We start from the raw sequence: 18325 nt of genomic DNA on the forward strand, positions 1-18325 counted from the left end.
GCAAGCAGGGGGTCACCGGTTCGATCCCGGTAGGCTCCACCATTCCATTCGTCTTGAAACAAAAGTTTGCGGATCGTTTCGACGGTTCGCCTGTTCTGCAAATATCGTGAAGAGAAGATGTGTTCGGATGCCGATCTAGTCGGCATGTCGCCGGCAACGCTCAATTGCCTGCACTATGATTGGTCGCCTAACCGCACCACCGGACAGATCTCGAGAAGCTGGTCTTTTCGCCAATAACATGGTGGCCCGCCGGGGCATCGTGGATATTGGCAATGAGAACGATCAAGTGTCTTAAGGGCATTTAGTGGATGCCTTGGCATGCACAGCCGATGAAGGACGTGATACGCTGCGATAAGCCATGGGGAGCTGCGAATAAGCTTTGATCCATGGATTTCCGAATGGGGAAACCCACCTTAGATACTTGGAAATTCAATAGAGCCGCAAGGCTCAAGCGCTTCACGGCGTTGCCTTCGGGCTCCATTGATTTCCAAGTATCGTGAAAAGGTATCTTATCCTGAATACATAGGGGTAAGAAGGGAACGCGGGGAACTGAAACATCTAAGTACCCGTAGGAAAGGACATCAACCGAGACTCCGTTAGTAGTGGCGAGCGAACGCGGACCAGGCCAGTGGCAATGGTGAGACAAGCAGAACACTCTGGAAAGTGTGGCCGTAGTGGGTGACAGCCCCGTATGCGTAATGCGAACCATTGTCCTCGAGTAGGGCGGGACACGTGAAATCCTGTCTGAACGTGGGGGGACCACCCTCCAAGCCTAAGTACTCGTGCATGACCGATAGCGAACAAGTACCGTGAGGGAAAGGTGAAAAGCACCCCGACAAGGGGAGTGAAATAGTACCTGAAACTGGATGCCTACAAACAGTCGGAGCCCGCAAGGGTGACGGCGTACCTTTTGTATAATGGGTCAACGACTTAGTGTAACGAGCAAGCTTAAGCCGGTAGGTGTAGGCGTAGCGAAAGCGAGTCTGAACAGGGCGTTCAGTTCGTTGCATTAGACCCGAAACCGAGTGATCTAGCCATGAGCAGGTTGAAGGTTGGGTAACACCAACTGGAGGACCGAACCCATACACGTTGCAATGTGTCGGGATGACTTGTGGCTAGGGGTGAAAGGCCAATCAAACTCGGAAATAGCTGGTTCTCTGCGAAATCTATTTAGGTAGAGCGTCAGACGAATACTCCCGGGGGTAGAGCACTGGATGGGTAATGGGGACTCACCGTCTTACTGATCCTAACCAAACTCCGAATACCGGGAAGTACTATCTGGCAGACACACGGCGGGTGCTAACGTCCGTCGTGGAGAGGGAAACAACCCTGACCACCAATTAAGGTCCCCAAGTCATGGCTAAGTGGGAAAGGAAGTGAGACTCCCAAAACAACCAGGATGTTGGCTTAGAAGCAGCCATCATTTAAAGAAAGCGTAACAGCTCACTGGTCTAATTAAGGGGTTTTGCGCCGAAAATGTAACGGGGCTAAAGCCATGCACCGAAATTGTGGGCTCGTAAGAGCGGTAGCAGAGCGTTCCGTAAGTCTGTGAAGGGAGACCCGTGAGGGCTCCTGGAGATATCGGAAGTGCGAATGTTGACATGAGTAACGATAAAGGGGGTGAGAGACCCCCTCGCCGAAAGTCCAAGGGTTCCTGCTTAAAGTTAATCTGAGCAGGGTTAGTCGGCCCCTAAGGCGAGGCCGAAAGGCGTAGTCGATGGGAACGAGGTTAATATTCCTCGACCTGGAGGTAGTGACGAATTCCGTGTGTTGTCAGTCCTTATCGGATTGGATTGGCAGCGAAGGAGTTCCAGGAAATAGCTCCTCCGTATAGACCGTACCCGAAACCGACACAGGTGGACTGGTAGAGCATACCAAGGCGCTTGAGAGAACTACGTTGAAGGAACTCGGCAAATTGCACGCGTAACTTCGGAAGAAGCGTGACCCTTTTGCGGGCAACCGCGGGAGGGTGGCACAGACCAGGGGGTAGCGACTGTTTACCAAAAACACAGGGCTCTGCGAAGCCGCAAGGCGACGTATAGGGTCTGACGCCTGCCCGGTGCCGGAAGGTTAAAAGGAGATGTGCAAGCATTGAATTGAAGCCCCGGTAAACGGCGGCCGTAACTATAACGGTCCTAAGGTAGCGAAATTCCTTGTCGGGTAAGTTCCGACCTGCACGAATGGCGTAACGACTTCCCCGCTGTCTCCAACGTAGACTCAGTGAAATTGAATTCCCCGTGAAGATGCGGGGTTCCTGCGGTTAGACGGAAAGACCCCGTGCACCTTTACTATAGCTTCACACTGGTATTCGCCAAGGCATGTGTAGGATAGGTGGTAGACTTTGAAGCGTGGGCGCCAGCTCGCGTGGAGTCATCCTTGAAATACCACCCTTATCTTCGTGGATATCTAACCGCGGCCCGTTATCCGGGTCCGGGACAGTGTGTGGTGGGTAGTTTGACTGGGGCGGTCGCCTCCTAAAGAGTAACGGAGGCGCGCGATGGTGGGCTCAGAACGGTCGGAAATCGTTCGCTGAGTGCAATGGCATAAGCCTGCCTGACTGCGAGACTGACAAGTCGAGCAGAGACGAAAGTCGGTCATAGTGATCCGGTGGTCCCGTGTGGAAGGGCCATCGCTCAACGGATAAAAGGTACGCCGGGGATAACAGGCTGATGACCCCCAAGAGTCCATATCGACGGGGTTGTTTGGCACCTCGATGTCGACTCATCGCATCCTGGGGCTGGAGCAGGTCCCAAGGGTATGGCTGTTCGCCATTTAAAGCGGTACGTGAGTTGGGTTCAGAACGTCGTGAGACAGTTCGGTCCCTATCTGCCGTGGGTGTAGGAATATTGAGAGGATCTGTCCCTAGTACGAGAGGACCGGGATGGACGTATCACTGGTGGACCTGTTGTCGTGCCAACGGCATAGCAGGGTAGCTATATACGGAACGGATAACCGCTGAAGGCATCTAAGCGGGAAACCGACCTCGAAACGAGTATTCCCTGAGAGTCGTGGAAGACGACCACGTTGATAGGCCGGGTGTGGAAGCGCAGCAATGTGTGAAGCTTACCGGTACTAATAGCTCGATCGGCTTGATCGTTCTCATTGCTCATATCCATGACGTTTCATGGATGGCGCCAGCTTCTCGAATTGTTGTGCTTCGCCGACCTGGTGGTTATGGCGGGGTGGCTGCACCCGATCCCATTCCGAACTCGGCCGTGAAACACCCCAGCGCCGATGGTACTTCGTCTTAAGACGCGGGAGAGTAGGTCGCTGCCAGGTCTGCCAAGCACAATAACGACCATCTTCTCGACACGCGCACCTCTTCCAGACTTTGCTTGGGGTGCTTGCAGTAGCGCTCTTCGGCGCGGCACTTGACGGTTTTGTTCGCAGGTGCGGCGTCAATCGCTTCTCGGAAGCTTTTGACGCGGGGTGGAGCAGCCCGGTAGCTCGTCAGGCTCATAACCTGAAGGTCGCAGGTTCAAATCCTGCCCCCGCAACCAAAGACAATCGTATCAAAGACCTCCGTCGGCTCCGCCGCGGAGGTTTTTTGCGTCTTAGGGCGGCGTTCATCGCGCTCTGCGGGTTGGCCGGAGCAGGTCTGGGCGCCGTCATCGTGTTTGCAAGAAGTCGTTCAATGGGTCACAACGTTATCCGCCCGTGGCGATCGCTGAGGGCAAATGGGGAGGAGGCCCAAGGGCATGGCAGGTGTACTTAAGGGGCTGAAAGTCCTTGATTTCTCGACACTTCTTCCAGGGCCGATGGCGACCCTGTTTCTTACCGAATCCGGGGCTGAAGTTGTCAAGGTCGAACGCCCGGGGCGTGGCGAGGACATGCGCAGCTATCCGCCTTTCTTTGGCACATCGGGTTCCAATTTCGCCCTTTTGAACCGGGGCAAGAAGAGCCTCGCGCTGGATTTGAAGGATCCGGCCGCGGTGAACGCGATACTGCCGCTCGCCGCCGAGGCCGACGTTATCGTCGAGCAATTCCGCCCCGGTGTCATGGACCGCCTCGGTCTCGGCTACGAAGCTGTTCGCGCGGCAAATCCCGACATCATCTATTGCTCGATCACCGGCTACGGCCAGACCGGCCCCGGCCATCTGCGTGCCGGGCACGATTTGAACTATATCAGCGAAACGGGACTTCTGGCGCTCGGTCTCGGCACCAAAGATGTGCCGACGATCCCGCCGGCTTTGATCGGCGATATCGCCGGTGGCACCTATCCGGCGATCTTCAACATCCTGCTGGCCCTCATTCATCGCGACCGAACAGGCGAGGGCGCGCATCTGGACATCTCGATGTCCGACAATCTCTTTCCCTTCGCCTACTGGGCGATTGGCCAGGGTGAGGTGACCGGCGACTGGCCGGGCAGCGGCGACGGGCTGATCACCGGCGGTTCGCCGCGCTATAGGCTCTATCCGACCGTCGATGGCCGCTTCGCAGCGGTCGCGGCGCTCGAACAGAAATTCTGGATGACGTTTTGCGAGGCCATCGGCCTCGACGATGCCCTGCGCAACGACGCCGCCGAACCCGAAGCCACTGCCGCGGGCGTTGCCGCCATCATCGCCGCCCGTCCGGCAGCGCATTGGGAAACGGTATTCGATACCGCCGATTGCTGTTGCACCGTCGTCAGGACGCTGTCTGAAGCCATGCGGTCAAAGCATTTCCGGACTCGTGGCCTGTTCGACGCGCGCGTCGCCTCGCCTGATGGCGCTGAAATCACAGCGATGCCGGTACCCGTTGCCCGGCAGTTCCGGGCGGACGCCGACGGGGTGCGACCCTATCCCGAGCTGGGCCAGAACAACGATGACCTGTTGAGCGATCGGGACGTGTGATCGCACCGACCGCCGGTCACTCGGCAGGCGCGGCGACAGGCATGGCCGCCCGCGCCTGCGGGCTTGCGCTCTCGGCCATCGCAGGCGCGATTGCGCGCAGCCGCAGCGCATTGGTCAGCACGAATACCGATGATAGCGCCATCGCGCCAGCCGCCAGCACCGGCGACAGCATCACACCGAGCGCCGGATAGAAGAAGCCGGCGGCCACGGGGATCAGCGCCGTGTTGTAGGCGAAGGCCCAGAACAGGTTTTGACGGATGTTGCGCATGGTGCGTCGCGAGACGGCGTGGGCGTTGACGACACCGCGCAAATCGCCGGAGGTCAGCACGACATCGGCGGACTCTATGGCGATGTCGGTTCCCGTGCCGATGGCGATGCCAACATCCGCATGGGCGAGCGCCGGCGCGTCGTTGATACCGTCTCCGACAAAGGCGATTGTCGTAGTGCCGCCCTCTCGCAGGCTGTCGAGCGCGGCAACCTTGCCCTCCGGCAGAACCCCGGCGATCACCGTGTCGATGCCGGTTTCGGCGGCAATGGCTTCCGCCGTCTCGCGCTTGTCGCCGGTGATCATCGCAACCCTCAGCCCGCGCGCATGCAGCGCCGCGATGGCATCTCGGCTCGACGGCTTGACCGGGTCGGTGACGCCGATCAGCGCTGCGGCCCGTCCGTCAATCGCCGCGAACAGGGTTGTCCGTCCACGCCGCGCGAGATTGCTTGCCTGGCCGCCGAAGCCGGACACGTCGATGCCCTCGCGTGCCATCAGGCGATCTGCGCCGACGAGGACGCGCTTGCCGGCAATTTCGGCGCTGACGCCATGGCCGGTGATCGACGTGAAACTGTCTGCCTCCAGTCGTTCTGCGCCCTCCGCTTCGGCGGCGCGCAAGATCGCCTCGGCGACCGGGTGTTCCGACCGGCGTTCGGTGGCGGCGACGGTTGCGAGCATCGATGCGCGGTCGAAGCCGTCGGCCAGCAGTATATCGGTCAGTTCCGGGCGCCCCTGTGTGACGGTGCCGGTCTTGTCCAGCGCGACCGTGCCGGTTTCGGCCAGTTGCTGCAACGCGTCGCCCTTGCGGAAAAGCACGCCCATCTCGGCAGCCCGCCCTGTGCCGACCATGATCGAGGTCGGCGTCGCCAGCCCCATCGCGCAGGGGCAGGCGATGATCAGCACGGAAACGCCGGCGACAAGCGCGAATGTCAGCGAGGGTTGCGGGCCGAACGTCAGCCAGGCCAGGAACGCCAGTGCCGCAATCGCCATGACCGCCGGCACGAACCACAGCGTGATCCTGTCGACCAACACCTGGATCGGCAGCTTGGCGCCTTGTGCATCCTCGACCATGCGGACGATCCGTGCAAGCACCGTATCGGCGCCGACATGGGTCGCCTCGAAGCGTATGCTGCCGGCCCCGTTGACCGTGCCGCCGGTCACCGGCATGCCGGCCGACTTTGCCACCGGAACCGGTTCGCCGCTGATCATGCTCTCGTCGACAAAAGAGCTTCCGTCGGTCATCGTGCCGTCTACGGCGATGCGTTCGCCTGGCCGAACTTCGATGACGTCGCCAGGCAGGATCGTCTCGATGGGCGCTTCCACCGGTTCGCCGTCGCGCAGCACGCGGGCGGTTGTCGGTTGAAGGCCGAGCAGCTTCTCGATTGCCGCGCCAGTGCGTCCCTTTGCCCGGGCTTCGAGATAGCGGCCGAGCAGGATCAGCACCACGATCACCGCCGCGGCCTCGAAATAGACCGCGCGGACACTGGCCGGCAGCAGGCCGGGCATGAAGGTCGCGACGGTCGAGTAGAGATAAGCGGCGCCGGTGCCGACCGCGACGAGGCTGTTCATGTCCGGCGCGGCCTTGAGGAGCGCCGGTATGCCCTTGGCAAAGAACATCCGCCCGGGTCCGAACAAGACGATACTGGTCAGCGCGAATTGCAGCATCCAGCTCGTTTCCATGCCGATCGTCAGGTGGATCCAATGGTGCAGGGTGGGGACGAAATGCCCGCCCATCTCGGCCAAAAACACCGGCAAGGCAAATATCGCCGCAACCGCCGCCTGGCGGGAGAGGTCTTGCGCTTCCCGTTCCTTGTGCCCGCTGCGGGTTTGCGTTGTCGCCGCGTCGGCGAGGCTCGCAGGAAATCCGGCGGCCGTTGACGCGTTCGCAAGGTCTTGCGGCGTCACCGCGCCCTCGGCGAAGGTAACCGTCGCGATCTCGGCGGCGAGGTTCACATTCGCGTCGATCACGCCGGGCAATGCCTGCAGTCGTTGGCCGAGACGACCGGCGCAGGACGCACAGGCGAGCGACTGCACGTTGAGCGTGACCGAAGATGCGCGCGCCGGATAGCCGAGTTCTTCGAGCGTCGCGATCACCTCGGCGGCCTGTTCGGGCCGGGCGATGCTCAATTGTGCGCTTTCCGCTGCCAGGTTGATCCGGACATCTGCGACACCAGGCAACTCAGACAGGCCGCGTTCGACCCGCCCGACGCAGGAGGCGCAGGACATCCCTTCGATGGAAAGCGAAAGAACCTGTTTCTGGGACATGGGCGTGCCCGATGCGGATTGATTGATGAACCATAGATGGTGCTTCCAGTAACTGGAAGGTCAATGCCCAAAGTGGAATTATTCGTGGCTGCTCCTCGCGACGGGCGGGCCCCAGACAACGCCACGCACGCCTGCCGGAAATTGCGCGCGTTGAAGGCCGCGCTCGATGATTTTCCTGGCCACGCGATACGTTTCGCCCGCTGCGATGCATTATAGTCAGTTAACTGACATTGTTTTCTTGACACACACCATGTGCCGAACGGGCAGCCAGTCTCGCGTTTCGCCCGACCGATCACGAAAGTCCAGATCCTGGCTCGCATCGGTCGCGACGCGCGGATTTTAGCAGTGCCACTGACGGCTGAGCGCGACCGCGCGGGAAAACGCTTCGCGGCGCTTGACGCCGTCGCCCCGCGGTTCGGTGCGCTGGCGCGATGCTGGCGGCGGAGCCGGTGCGCCGATGGCCTCGCCCGCCAGCAGAGCCGTGCCGAACGCGGTCACCTCCGGTTCGTCCTGACGCTCCACGGCGCGGTCAATCGCATCTGCGAAGAAGCCGGTGAAATAGGGGTTCCTGGTCAGGCCGCCATCGATCGGTACAGCGCCCTGCATCGCCACTGCGCTTTCCATGGCGTATAGAACTTCGGCCGCCCTGAGCGCGACGCCTTCGAGCACGGCCTGTACCATGTCGGCGGGCCCGTCTTCCAGTCCAAGGCCCAGCCAGGTGCCACGCGCCTGCCGGTCCCAATGCGGGCACCCCAATCCCGAGAGCGCCGGCACGAAAACGACTCCCCTGTCTATTACCGGCGGTTTGTCGAAGCCGGCGATCGCATCGAACGTCTCGAACAGACCAAGGCCGCGCGCCCAGTTCAGCGCGGCGGCGGCGGTGAACACGCCGCCATCGAGCGCATAGGCGGTCTGCTCGCCGTGCTTGCGCCAAGCCACGGTCGGCAGCAGGCCGTGCTTCTGTTCGTGGTGGATTTCGCCGCCGGTGACCATCAGCGCGAAGGCGCCCGTGCCGAAAGTCACCTTGGCCTCGCCCGGGGCGCGGCATCCGGCGCCATAGAGCGCTGCCTGCTGGTCGACGATCAGGGCGGTCAACGGCACCGGGCCGGCGGCCGTGGAAACGGTTCCGAATTCGCCGGTGTTGGAGACGATCTCCGGCAGGCATTCGGCAGGTACGCCGAACAGGGCACAAAGGTCCGGATCCCATCGGCAGGTCGCGATGTTCATCAGCGAGGTGCGCGAGGCGGTCGACACGTCGGTGACAAAGCGGCCGGCCAGCCGGTCGGCGAAGAATGCGTCGGTCGTGCCAAGCCGCAGGCTGCCGCGTGCCAGGGCATCCTTCGCTTCGGGCAGATTGGCGACGATCCAGCCGAGCTTGGCGGCGGAAAAGTAGGCGTCGAGCGGCAATCCGGCGCGCGCCAGCGTCAGGTCCTCGGCGCCGTCCGCCTTGAGCCGTGCGATCGTCTCGGCGGTGCGCTCATCCTGCCAGACGATAACCGGACTGAGCGCCTGTCCGGTCGCGGCGTCCCATGCAAGGCAGCTTTCGCCCTGGTTGTCGATGCCAAGTGCGTCGAGCGGACCGGCTGCGTCGATACAGGCCTTGATGTTGGCGACGAGTTCTTCTGGATCGTGCTCGACCCATCCGCTTTGCGGATAGTTTTGCCGATGTTCGATCGCCTTTGTGACGCGGCGCGTGCCATCCGCCTCGATGACGAAGCTGCGGGTGCTGGTCGTGCCCTGGTCGATAGCGCCTACTCTCACAGGTTGGCTTCCTCCAGGCCGATTTCGATGGATTTCGCCCCGCGATGCGGCAGCAAGGCGGCGAGCGGGGCAAGCAGGCGGCGTTCGGGCAGGGCATCGATCCGTTTTGACCAGACCGTCCTGCCGTCGGCGCGTGCGACCAGTCGGCCGCGCGCCGGGTCCGCCAGCCGGATTTGGAGATGCTGCATGGTCGTGCCGCCACTGTCCGCCGAAAGCCGCTGCGGCATGACATAGCGGATCGACGGATGCGCCGCCACGATCGGGGTGTCAGCCGCCGCGCCTGCGGGCGCATCGCGTTCGAGATCCTCGACGATCATGGCGGCGGTGCGGTCGCCTTCCTGCGCGCACCAGGCGTGGGTCTCGACCGGCCGCAGCAGGTTGCCGGCGCAGAAATAGGCCGGATCGGAGGCGCGTGCATACTGGTCGACGACAGGGCCGCCGGTGCCCGGATCGACGGAGAGGTGACCGTTTCGCATCAGCGCGGATTCCGGCCGGAATTGGCCGGTGCAGATCAGGCCGTCGGCCTCGATAACCCGCCGTCCATCGCGTCCCGTCTCGACCTCGATGCCTTCGACCTGCCGGTCGCCGAGGATCCGGCAGATGCGCGTATTCAGATGCAGCGGCACCCGCATCACCGCCGGCAGGCTGCGGCAGAAGGCGCGTGCAGTGATGCGCGATTGCGGTTCAATCATCGCGACCGGCCGGATGCCGGCATGGCGACAGGTCAGCAACGCCGAAAATGAGACCAGTTCGGTGCCGAGGATGACCGGTCGGCGGAACGGCATCATCTGCTCCAGATAGACGAATGACTGCAGCGCACCGGTGCTGATGACGCCCTGTGGCCGTGTTCCGGCGATGAAGCGCTGGGCGCGACTGGATTCGCGGGTGCCTGTGCAGACCGCGACCCGGCGCGCGGGGAGCGTGGCGGTGCCCGCGTCGGTGCAGATACCGAGCCTGCCGCCTTCAAGTAGGTCGGTCACGGTGACGCCGGTGCGCAGGTCCACGCCCGCCCGTATCGCGTCATCGACGCGACGGCGGGCGTAGTCCGGCCCGCGCATCGGCAGGCCGTATTCATGATAGCCGAACGGGTAGTGCCCGCAGTGGCGCGGCACGCCGCCGGCCTGCGCCTCGCGCTCCAGGACCACGACGCGATCGAGGCCGGCGCGCTTGAGGCGGCTGGCAAGCGCCAGCCCGGCCGGCCCGCCGCCGACGATCGCAACATCGCATTGCTCGTCGGGTTCACGCGCCATCGGCCGTATCCCGCTGGTCTTGAGGAGACGCTTCTTGCGTCATGGGTTCGTCGAGCCGCCCGCGCGTCAGCGCTGCGACGGCAGCGAGGCAGTAGAAGCCCTGACAACGGCCCATGCAGACCCGTGTTTGGCGCTTGAGCCCGGCGAAGCTTCGTGGCGGCAGCGGGCCATCAAGCGCCGCTTCGATGTCGCGGCGCGTCACCTTCTCGCAATGGCAGACGATCCCGCCATTGCCCTGGCGGGCCCAGTCGCGCTCGTGATAATCGGACAGGTGCTGAAGCCGCACCGGCTCGGGTTCCATTGTCGGCGGCGACGAAAGCGAAGCCGCGCCGACAGCATCGCCATGGGCCGCCAGCAGATGTTCGGCGAGCCCCAGCGCGCCGCTCAGGCCGGTGGATCGGATGCCGCCAAGATTGACATAGGTCTGCTCCGGCTTGGCGACGATGCGATACTCCTTGCGGTCGGAGGCCGGGCGGATGCCGGCATAGGTCGCCGTTACTTCGCAATTGGCCATTTCCGGCACCATCTCGACCGCCTTGGCGCGGAGCAGGTGAAGCGTTGCGGTATCCACCGACGCATCGGCGCGGCTCTCCTGTTCCTCGGCGGTCGGCCCCACCAATACGTTGCCGAAAATCGTGCGGCAGAGCACGACCCCCTTGGTCCGTTCGGTGGGCACCGGAAGGATTATGGAGTGCAGCAGCCGTGACGCAGCCTTGTCGAAGACCACAAACTGGCCCTTGCGCGGCTTGATGGTCATTTCCGAGTGGCCGAGAAGCCGCTTCTCGACGATGTCGCCATAAAGGCCGCCGCAGTTGACGGTCGCGCGCGTCGTCAGTTCACCGCGCGAAGTCTTCAGACGCCAGCAATCCGTGTCGCGGCGGCCAAAGAGAACCTCACAGCCGGGGAAGAACTCTGCCCCGTGGGCGAGCGCTTGCGCGATATAGGCAAGCGGCGTGGTCCAGGGATCGATAATATGTTCTCCAGGAACGTGAAAGCCGGCAACGACGCGTTCAGAAAGCCCGGGTTCCCGTTCGAGAATCTCCGCGCGGCTGAGCCGCACGGCGTCAGTTACGCCGTTTTCGTGAGCCTGGGCGATGAGGCTGTCGAGCCGGGCTTCCTCGTCGCCGGTCCAAGCCAGCACGAGCGCGCCGGTCTCGTGGAGCGGCAGGCCCAGCCTTTCGCGGTTCTCCAGAAAAAGTCGCCGTCCCTCGGCGACGCAGCGCTGTTCCAGCGATCCGACAGGGGCATCGAAACCGGTGTGCAGGATCGCGCTGTTGCCTTTCGATGCGCCGTCGAGCGGATCCGCCGCCTTGTCGAGGATCGCGACCCGCGCGCCTTCCAGCGCCAGTCGCCGCGCAGCGGCGGCCCCGACAACTCCGGCGCCGATCACGGCAATGTCGAAGCAACCGTCCCCGAGAGGCGCTTCCTTCATCGATAATCCCCCCACATGAGGCAAGTCCGACCAGTTTCGGTCAGTAAGCGTAGAAAGCCCTTGCTTCGGTCAAATTTCAACCCTAAGGTTGGAAAATAGTGCCCAAATGGTCACATTGCCACCAATTTTTGCCCGAAAAGGGAGAGGCGAGAGGATGTTGCCAGCATGGGGGCTGGATCGAATGCTGTTTGACCTCGGGACGACGGTTTTCCCGTGACAGCCCGCGCGCAAGCCCGCCGGGATCGGATCTCGGCCATGGTGGCGGCCCGCGGCGAAGTCGGGGTCGACGAGATCGCCGAAGTGGTCGGCGCATCGCTTGAAACAGTCCGGCGCGATCTGACCGCGCTGCAGGACGCGGGCGTACTACTCAAGGTACATGGCGGCGCCAAGCGAGCCCCGGGGTTGATCGAAGGGTCCTTCTACGAACGGATGAGCCAGAACCGGCCCGGCAAGGAAGCCATTGCCGGGAAACTCGCGCGGTGGCTGCAGCCCGACCACATGATTTTCATGGATACCGGCTCGACAACGCTGCTTGCCGCGGAAGCTCTGGCTGATCAGCGGTCGCTACGGGTGGTGACAAATTCGCTCAAGATCGCCAGCTCGCTGGCGGCGCGCAAGCTTGGGCCCGATGTGTTCATGCTCGGCGGCGCGGTTGAAGGCGACAACAGTGAAACGGTCGGGTCCGCGACGGTGACCGAGATCGAGCGGTTCAACGCCGATTACGCGATCATCACCATTGGCGCCCTGAACGCCGATCACGGGGCTTGCGACTTCAGTTTCGAGGAGGCGGAGGTTGCACGCGCGATGACGGCGCGGGCGAACCGGACCGTCATACTTGCCGACTGCTCGAAGTTCGGCCGAAGGGCGGCGTTTCGCGTGCGGCCACTCGAGGAAATCGATGTGCTCATCTCCGACGCGCCGCCCGGCGCGGCGCTCGGGGCGGCCTTGTCTCAGGCTGGAGTGCAAATCCTGTGAAGCCGAACGGCACAAAGCCGACAGTGGGCGCGCCGCGGGGAGCCGCGTCATGATTTTTCTTCTGCGTCGTTATGTTCGGGTTGTTGACGGATTGAACTACTGGATCGGCCGGGTTGTGATGTTCGGCCTGTTTTTGATGGTTGCGATCCTGCTGTGGTCGTCGATCTCCAAGGCGGTCTATGTGGTGCCTGCGTTCTGGACGCTTGAGATGGCGCAATATGCGCTGGTCGCCTACTACCTGCTCGGCGGGCCCTATTCGATGCAGCTCGGCTCGCATGTGCGCATGGACCTGCTGTATTCGAACTGGTCGGACCGCCGCAAGACCTGGTTCGATGCGTTCACCGTCTGCCTTCTGATCTTCTATCTCGCCGTGCTGTTGTGGGGCGGCTACGATTCGCTGGCCTATTCGCTGCAATACAACGAGCGCAGCCCGTCTCTGTGGCGGCCGCTTCTGTGGCCGGTCAAGACCATCATGGTCATCGGCATCTTGCTGATGCTGCTGCAGGCGGTCTCCGAGCTCTTGAAGGACATCGCCAAGCTGGCCGGCATCGCGCTTGCCGACACCCCTTCCGATCCGGAGACGCCCAATGTCGTATGAGGCCATCGCCATCGTCATGTTCGCATCGATGATGCTGATGCTGTTGACCGGGCAGCGCGTGTTCGGCGCCATCGGCGCGGTGGCGGCGATCGCCGCGTTGACGCTGTGGGGCACCGGCGGCCACGACATACCGTTCTCGTCGGCGATGAAGCTGATGAAGTGGTATCCGATGCTGACGCTGCCGATGTTCATCTTCATGGGCTACGTGCTGTCGGAAAGTCGGCTGGCCGACGATCTCTACCGGATGTTCCATGTCTGGATGGGGCCGATCAATGGCGGGCTGGCGATCGGCACGATCGGGCTGATGGTGCTGATCTCGGCGATGAACGGGCTGTCGGTGGCCGGCATGGCGATCGGCGCGACCATCGCGCTGCCGGAACTGCTGCGGCGCGGCTATGACAAGCAGATGGTGACCGGCGTGATCCAGGCCGGCTCCTCGCTCGGCATCCTGGTGCCGCCGTCGGTGGTGCTGGTGCTGTATGCGATGATCGCCCGCCAGCCGGTCGGCCAATTGTGGCTGGCCGGGGTTGTGCCGGGGCTGATGATGGCGGGCATGTTCATTCTCTACATCGCCATCCGCTGCCGCATCCAGCGCCATCTGGGCCCGGCCCTGCCGGCGGAAGAGCGCAACGTGCCGATGGCCGAGAAACTGCGCCTGTTGCGCGCCGGGGCGCTGCCGCTCGGCATCTTCGCGGCGATGATGGTGCCGTTCATCAATGGCTGGACCAGCCTGGTGGAGAGTTCGGCCATCGGCGCGATGACGGCGCTGGCGGCCGCCATCGTCACGCGGCGCATGACGCTCAAGGTGTTCGAGACCTGCACCCGCCAGACGCTGGCCATCTCCTGCATGTTCATGTGGATCATCCTGGCCGCGCTCGGCTTCGGGGCGGTGTTCGACGGGCTCGGCGCGGTGCGCGCCATCGACAACCTGTTCACCGAGCAGCTCGGCCTCGACCCGTGGATGATCCTGATCCTGATGCAGCTGTCGTTCATCCTGATGGGCACGTTCCTCGACGACACCGCCATGCTGGTGATCGTCGCGCCGCTCTACGTGCCGCTGGTCAAGATACTCGGCTTCGACCTGATCTGGTACGGCGTGCTCTACACGATCACCACCCAGATCGCCTACATGACGCCGCCCTTCGGCTACAACCTGTTCCTGATGCGCGCCATGGCGCCGCCAGAGGTGACGCTCAAAGACATCTACACCTCCATCATACCATTCGTCGGCGTCATGATCCTCGCGCTCGCACTCGTCATGACATTCCCCCAGATCGCACTGTGGCTCCCAAACTACGTCTACGGGAAATAACAAGAACCCCGAAAACAGGGGCAAGAACACACTAACAGCAGTTCAACTAGGAGAGAGAGATTATGAACACCAGACGCAAGTTTCTAACCAGTGCCGGCGTGGTCGGTGCCGGTGCGCTCGCCGCCCCGGCCATCGTCAAGGCGCAGGGGCCGATCAAGTGGCGGCTGCAGACTTATTCGGGCGCCCCGCTCGGCGCGCACGTGATCCTGCCGCAAATCGAGGCCTTCAACAAAGCGGCCAATGGCGAGATGGAAATCGAGCTGTTTTATGCCGACCAGCTGGTACCGACCGGCGAACTGTTCCGCGCCCTGCAGAGCGGTACGCTCGACGCTGTCCAATCCGACGACGCGACCATGTCGTCGCCCGTCGATATTTCGGTTTTTGGCGGCTACTTCCCGTTCTCGACCCGCTACTCGCTCGACCTGCCGGTGCTGTTCGACCGCTACGGCTTGAACGAGATCTGGGCCGAGGCCTATGGCGAGATCGAAGGCGTGGAATGGCTCGGTGCCGGCGCCTGGGATCCGCTGCACATCTTTACCGTCGACAAGCCGATTCGGTCGATCAAGGACATGGCCGGCCTGCGCGTGTTCGGGGTGCCGACCGCCGGCCGCTTCCTGGCGCGCTACGGGCTCATCCCGGTCGAGGTGCCGTGGGAAGACGTGGAAGTCGCAATGCAGACCGGCGAACTCGACGGCGTGGCATGGTGCGGCTTCACCGAAGCCTATGAAGTCGGCTGGGCCGATGTCTGCAACTATGCGCTTTTGAACAACGTCACCGGCGCATGGTGCGGATCCTACTTCGCAAACAGCGAAAGCTGGGCCAAGGTTCCTGATCACCTCAAAGAGCTGTTCCTCGTGACGATGGACCAGTCGCATTACTATCGCCAGGTCTGGTACTGGGGCGGCGAAGCCGACCTGCGTGTCAATGGCGACAAGATGGAGCTGACAACCATTCCGGCAGAAGAATGGGACCAGGTGGTCGGCGATGCCGAGGGCTTCTGGGAAGAACTGGCTTCGATCAGCCCGCGTACCAAGCGGGTGGTCGATACGTTCAAGCGCTACAACTCTGTCATGGACAAGGTTGGCGTTCCCTACCGCTACTCGTAAGCGTTCCCGACAGCAACTGGATGGCGGGCCTGTGTCGGGCCCGCCATTTTCCGTTGGCGGGCGGGAATCCACCTTTCGGCAGACGCGTGCCGATCTCCGAGATCAAACCGCACTACATATTGATGCCAAACGTCCATATGCCTACATTGGCGAATCTGGGAATGGGCGTGGCCGATCATGAATGACAGAGAAATCAACATCCTGGAAACTGCCTTCGGGCTGTTTCTGCGCTATGGCGTCAAACGCACCGCGATGAACGATATCGCGGCCGAAGCCGGCATTGCCCGGCAGACGCTGTACAACGCGTTCTCCAACAAGGACGACGTGCTGCGCGCGATGATCCGGCTGTTTACCGAGCGGGCCATCGCGGAAATCGAGGCCGGTCTGGAGACGCGGTCCGATCTTGGCGAGCGCCTCGACCTGATCTTCGAGCATATCGCGGTCCGCCCCTTCGAGACGCTCAATGTTTCGCCGAATGCCGCCGATATCATCGACGGGATGAACAGCACCAGCCGCGACGAGATCATCGCCTCGGCCAAGACGTTTCGCGGCATTGTCGAGCGGGTGCTCGGTGACTACGAGGACCAGCTTGCCGCCAAAGGTCACACGATCGGCGTGCTTTCGGAACTGATCCACCTGGCAGCCGCGGCCGCCAAATCGGAAGCTCGCGACCGGGCTCAACTCGATACGCTCCTCGCCGAACTCAGGCAGATGGTGTTGAACGCCATCGCCTGAACCCGGCTGGCAGCTTCCTGGCCTACCGGTCGGATGACATCCGCTGGGCGAGCGTACGGATATCGAACTCGGCATCGCCCTCATAGCGCGGCGCGTAGGTTGCGAAGCTTTCGCGGATCTCGTCATAGCGCTGGTCAATGTGCGCCATGTTGTAGGCATGGCTGACGACGAAGTAGCGACCGGCCTTGAGTTGATCGAGTGTTGTCGCCGCGAATTTGTCAGTGTCCATGCCGAGGCTCATCAGCTCGGCGGGGCCGAGCTCGGAGCGCACGAAGCCTGGACAGATCAGGCTGACATCGACGAAATCGGGCATCTCCTCGCGAAGCGCGTCGGTCATGGCGAGCACCGCGTGCTTGCTGGCGACATAGGCCGCCGCGCCGGGAACCGCATTGAACAGCGAGTTCTCCGAGCCGATATTGTAGATCGCCGCCGGCGTGCCCTGTTCGACGAAGCGGCGACCGAACACAGCCGAACCGTGCCAGACCCCGAACAGGTTGACGCCCAGCACCTTGTGTACATCCGCCATCGGCATGGCGATCACAGGGCCGGGGGCGGGCTGGTTCATGCCGGCATTGTTGACGATGATATCGACGCGGCCATGGCGTTCCCAGCAGGTGTCGGCCAGCGCCTCGACCTGGGCGAGGTCGGTGACGTCGCAGGTCGCATAGCTGGCCTCGATGCCTTCGGAAGCCAATGCGTCGACCGCCTCGCGCAAACGGTTTTCGCGGCGCGCCGAAAGCACGAGCTTCGCGCCTTCGCGTCCGAACGCCCTGGCGAGCGCAAGGCCGATACCGGTCGCACCACCGGTTATGACGATGATCTTGTCGTTGAAGTCTTCCATCTTCGCCTTCTCCATTGCTCGGGACGCCTGTACATATAAACACGTATTGTACATTTGCCGTAGGCGGCCCCCAAAGTGCGTCGGGGCAAAATGTCGCAATGCCGCTGGGGTCTTCCGAGATCAGAGCTGCCAGACCTTCGGCAGGGCGCGGCCTTCCAGAAGAACATTGATGAGCGGCAGCAGCGCCTTGCGCATCGCATAAGCCGACGGCGCGGCGAGGCGGACGGCGATTTTCTCGCCGGTGAGGCTGGCGCCGCCGGTTTCCGGCAACAGGAGGCGGATGGCGGCGAGATCGAGATCGCGGCGCTCGGCCGGGTCCGGCGTGACCGACAGCAGCGTGGCGAAGACGCGGTTGCCGGCAAGCACCGCTTGGTCGCCCGCATGCGCCGCATCGGCAAAATCGAAGCGCAGGTCGTCGGCATGCACCAGCCGGCCGGCCCGGCGGATGCGCCAGCGGTCGCGCAGCGTGCCCGACGCGACCGTTTCGCCCATCGCCTCGCGACCGAGGATCACGGTTTCCAGCGCAAGAAACCGGGCGGTCGCGTCGAGGTCGACTTCAAGCGTGCGGTCGAGCGCGCCGCCGTCGAACAGGATCGTTTCCTGCGGCAGCCAGAACAGGCTTGCGCCCGAACCGGCGGTCAGGCTGGTCGTCACACGGCCCACGCCGCCGGACGAACGGTAGATGCGCTCGCAGGCCTGGGTGGTGACGATGGCCGCCGTGTTGGCGGCAGCATCCACGGTCCAGGAAAGCGTGTCTCCGCCGGTGATGCCGCCCGACGTATTGATCAGCACCGCCTCAAGCGCATCGCCATGGGTCTTCGGAATGCGGATCTTGGCATTGGCGCGCTGGTGCAGCCGGTCGATGCGCGAGCGGCCGCCGGCAAGCTTGACGGCCAGCGCGCCTTCGCCATCGGAGCGCTGCATGGGCGCGGGCTTTGGCGGTGTCGGCATAT

12 protein-coding genes, 2 tRNA genes and 2 rRNA genes (1 of these 16 cut by a window edge) are annotated in these 18325 nt (G+C 62.8%); 10 read left to right on the top strand and 6 right to left on the bottom strand.

The window, feature by feature from the left end; translation table 11 throughout:
- The 5 genes from ACO06R_RS05125 to ACO06R_RS05145 all read left to right on the top strand — a co-directional run.
- Positions 1 to 42, top strand: a tRNA-Ala gene (locus tag ACO06R_RS05125); it begins 34 nt to the left of the window's first position.
- A gap of 238 nt (positions 43 to 280) precedes the next feature.
- Positions 281 to 3097: ribosomal RNA gene (locus ACO06R_RS05130) — 23S ribosomal RNA — on the top strand.
- 67 nt (positions 3098 to 3164) lie between these two features.
- A 5S ribosomal RNA gene (gene rrf / locus ACO06R_RS05135) occupies positions 3165 to 3279 on the top strand.
- A 144-nt stretch (positions 3280 to 3423) separates the two neighbouring features.
- Positions 3424 to 3500, top strand: a tRNA-Met gene (locus tag ACO06R_RS05140).
- Positions 3501 to 3698: 198 nt separating this feature from the next.
- Positions 3699 to 4832, top strand: coding sequence for a CaiB/BaiF CoA transferase family protein (locus tag ACO06R_RS05145; RefSeq protein ID WP_421857001.1), 1134 nt, complete (start codon positions 3699 to 3701; stop codon positions 4830 to 4832).
- Between the two features lie 16 nt (positions 4833 to 4848).
- On the opposite strand, the gene ACO06R_RS05150 is transcribed toward ACO06R_RS05145, so the two are convergent.
- From ACO06R_RS05150 to ACO06R_RS05165, 4 genes are all read right to left on the bottom strand, one after another.
- A complete protein-coding gene (locus ACO06R_RS05150; RefSeq protein WP_421857004.1) occupies positions 4849 to 7362 on the bottom strand; it encodes a heavy metal translocating P-type ATPase in 2514 nt (837 codons plus the stop codon).
- 339 nt (positions 7363 to 7701) lie between these two features.
- A complete protein-coding gene (locus ACO06R_RS05155; RefSeq protein ID WP_421857007.1) occupies positions 7702 to 9123 on the bottom strand; it encodes an FGGY family carbohydrate kinase in 1422 nt (473 codons plus the stop codon).
- Positions 9120 to 10373, bottom strand: a complete 1254-nt coding sequence (locus ACO06R_RS05160; protein WP_421857011.1) for an NAD(P)/FAD-dependent oxidoreductase — start codon at positions 10371 to 10373, stop codon at positions 9120 to 9122. Before ACO06R_RS05160 ends, ACO06R_RS05155 begins: the two co-directional genes overlap by 4 nt.
- Positions 10363 to 11805 carry an NAD(P)/FAD-dependent oxidoreductase gene (locus ACO06R_RS05165; protein WP_421857014.1) on the bottom strand — a complete coding sequence of 481 codons (1443 nt, stop codon included), beginning with the start codon at positions 11803 to 11805 and terminating at the stop codon, positions 10363 to 10365. Before ACO06R_RS05165 ends, ACO06R_RS05160 begins: the two co-directional genes overlap by 11 nt.
- Positions 11806 to 12018: 213 nt before the next feature.
- On the opposite strand from ACO06R_RS05165, the gene ACO06R_RS05170 reads away from it, so the two are divergent.
- From ACO06R_RS05170 to ACO06R_RS05190, 5 genes are all read left to right on the top strand, one after another.
- Entirely contained in the window at positions 12019 to 12780 is a 762-nt protein-coding gene (locus tag ACO06R_RS05170) for a DeoR/GlpR family DNA-binding transcription regulator (RefSeq protein ID WP_421857017.1), read from the top strand.
- 49 nt (positions 12781 to 12829) lie between these two features.
- Positions 12830 to 13378: a TRAP transporter small permease subunit gene (locus ACO06R_RS05175; protein ID WP_421857020.1), complete on the top strand. Its 549-nt coding sequence runs from the start codon at positions 12830 to 12832 to the stop codon at positions 13376 to 13378.
- On the top strand, positions 13368 to 14690 hold the full coding sequence (locus ACO06R_RS05180) for a TRAP transporter large permease (protein WP_421857023.1): 1323 nt from the start codon (positions 13368 to 13370) through the stop codon (positions 14688 to 14690). Before ACO06R_RS05175 ends, ACO06R_RS05180 begins: the two co-directional genes overlap by 11 nt.
- Before the next feature lie 62 nt (positions 14691 to 14752).
- On the top strand, positions 14753 to 15796 hold the full coding sequence (locus ACO06R_RS05185) for a C4-dicarboxylate ABC transporter (protein WP_421857026.1): 1044 nt from the start codon (positions 14753 to 14755) through the stop codon (positions 15794 to 15796).
- A gap of 177 nt (positions 15797 to 15973) precedes the next feature.
- Complete coding sequence (locus ACO06R_RS05190) at positions 15974 to 16531, top strand: TetR/AcrR family transcriptional regulator (protein WP_421857029.1); 558 nt, start codon at positions 15974 to 15976, stop codon at positions 16529 to 16531.
- Between the two features lie 22 nt (positions 16532 to 16553).
- Here ACO06R_RS05190 and ACO06R_RS05195 read toward each other — a convergent pair whose 3' ends face one another.
- Both ACO06R_RS05195 and ACO06R_RS05200 read right to left on the bottom strand, forming a co-directional pair.
- Entirely contained in the window at positions 16554 to 17387 is an 834-nt protein-coding gene (locus ACO06R_RS05195; RefSeq protein ID WP_421857032.1) for an SDR family NAD(P)-dependent oxidoreductase, read from the bottom strand.
- 105 nt (positions 17388 to 17492) lie between these two features.
- On the bottom strand, positions 17493 to 18323 hold the full coding sequence (locus ACO06R_RS05200) for an urease accessory protein UreD (RefSeq protein WP_421857035.1): 831 nt from the start codon (positions 18321 to 18323) through the stop codon (positions 17493 to 17495).
- Positions 18324 to 18325: the final 2 nt, after the last annotated feature.

Origin of the sequence: Oricola sp., assembly GCF_965230365.1 — a bacterium.
In the GTDB taxonomy this organism is placed as follows: domain Bacteria; phylum Pseudomonadota; class Alphaproteobacteria; order Rhizobiales; family Rhizobiaceae; genus Oricola.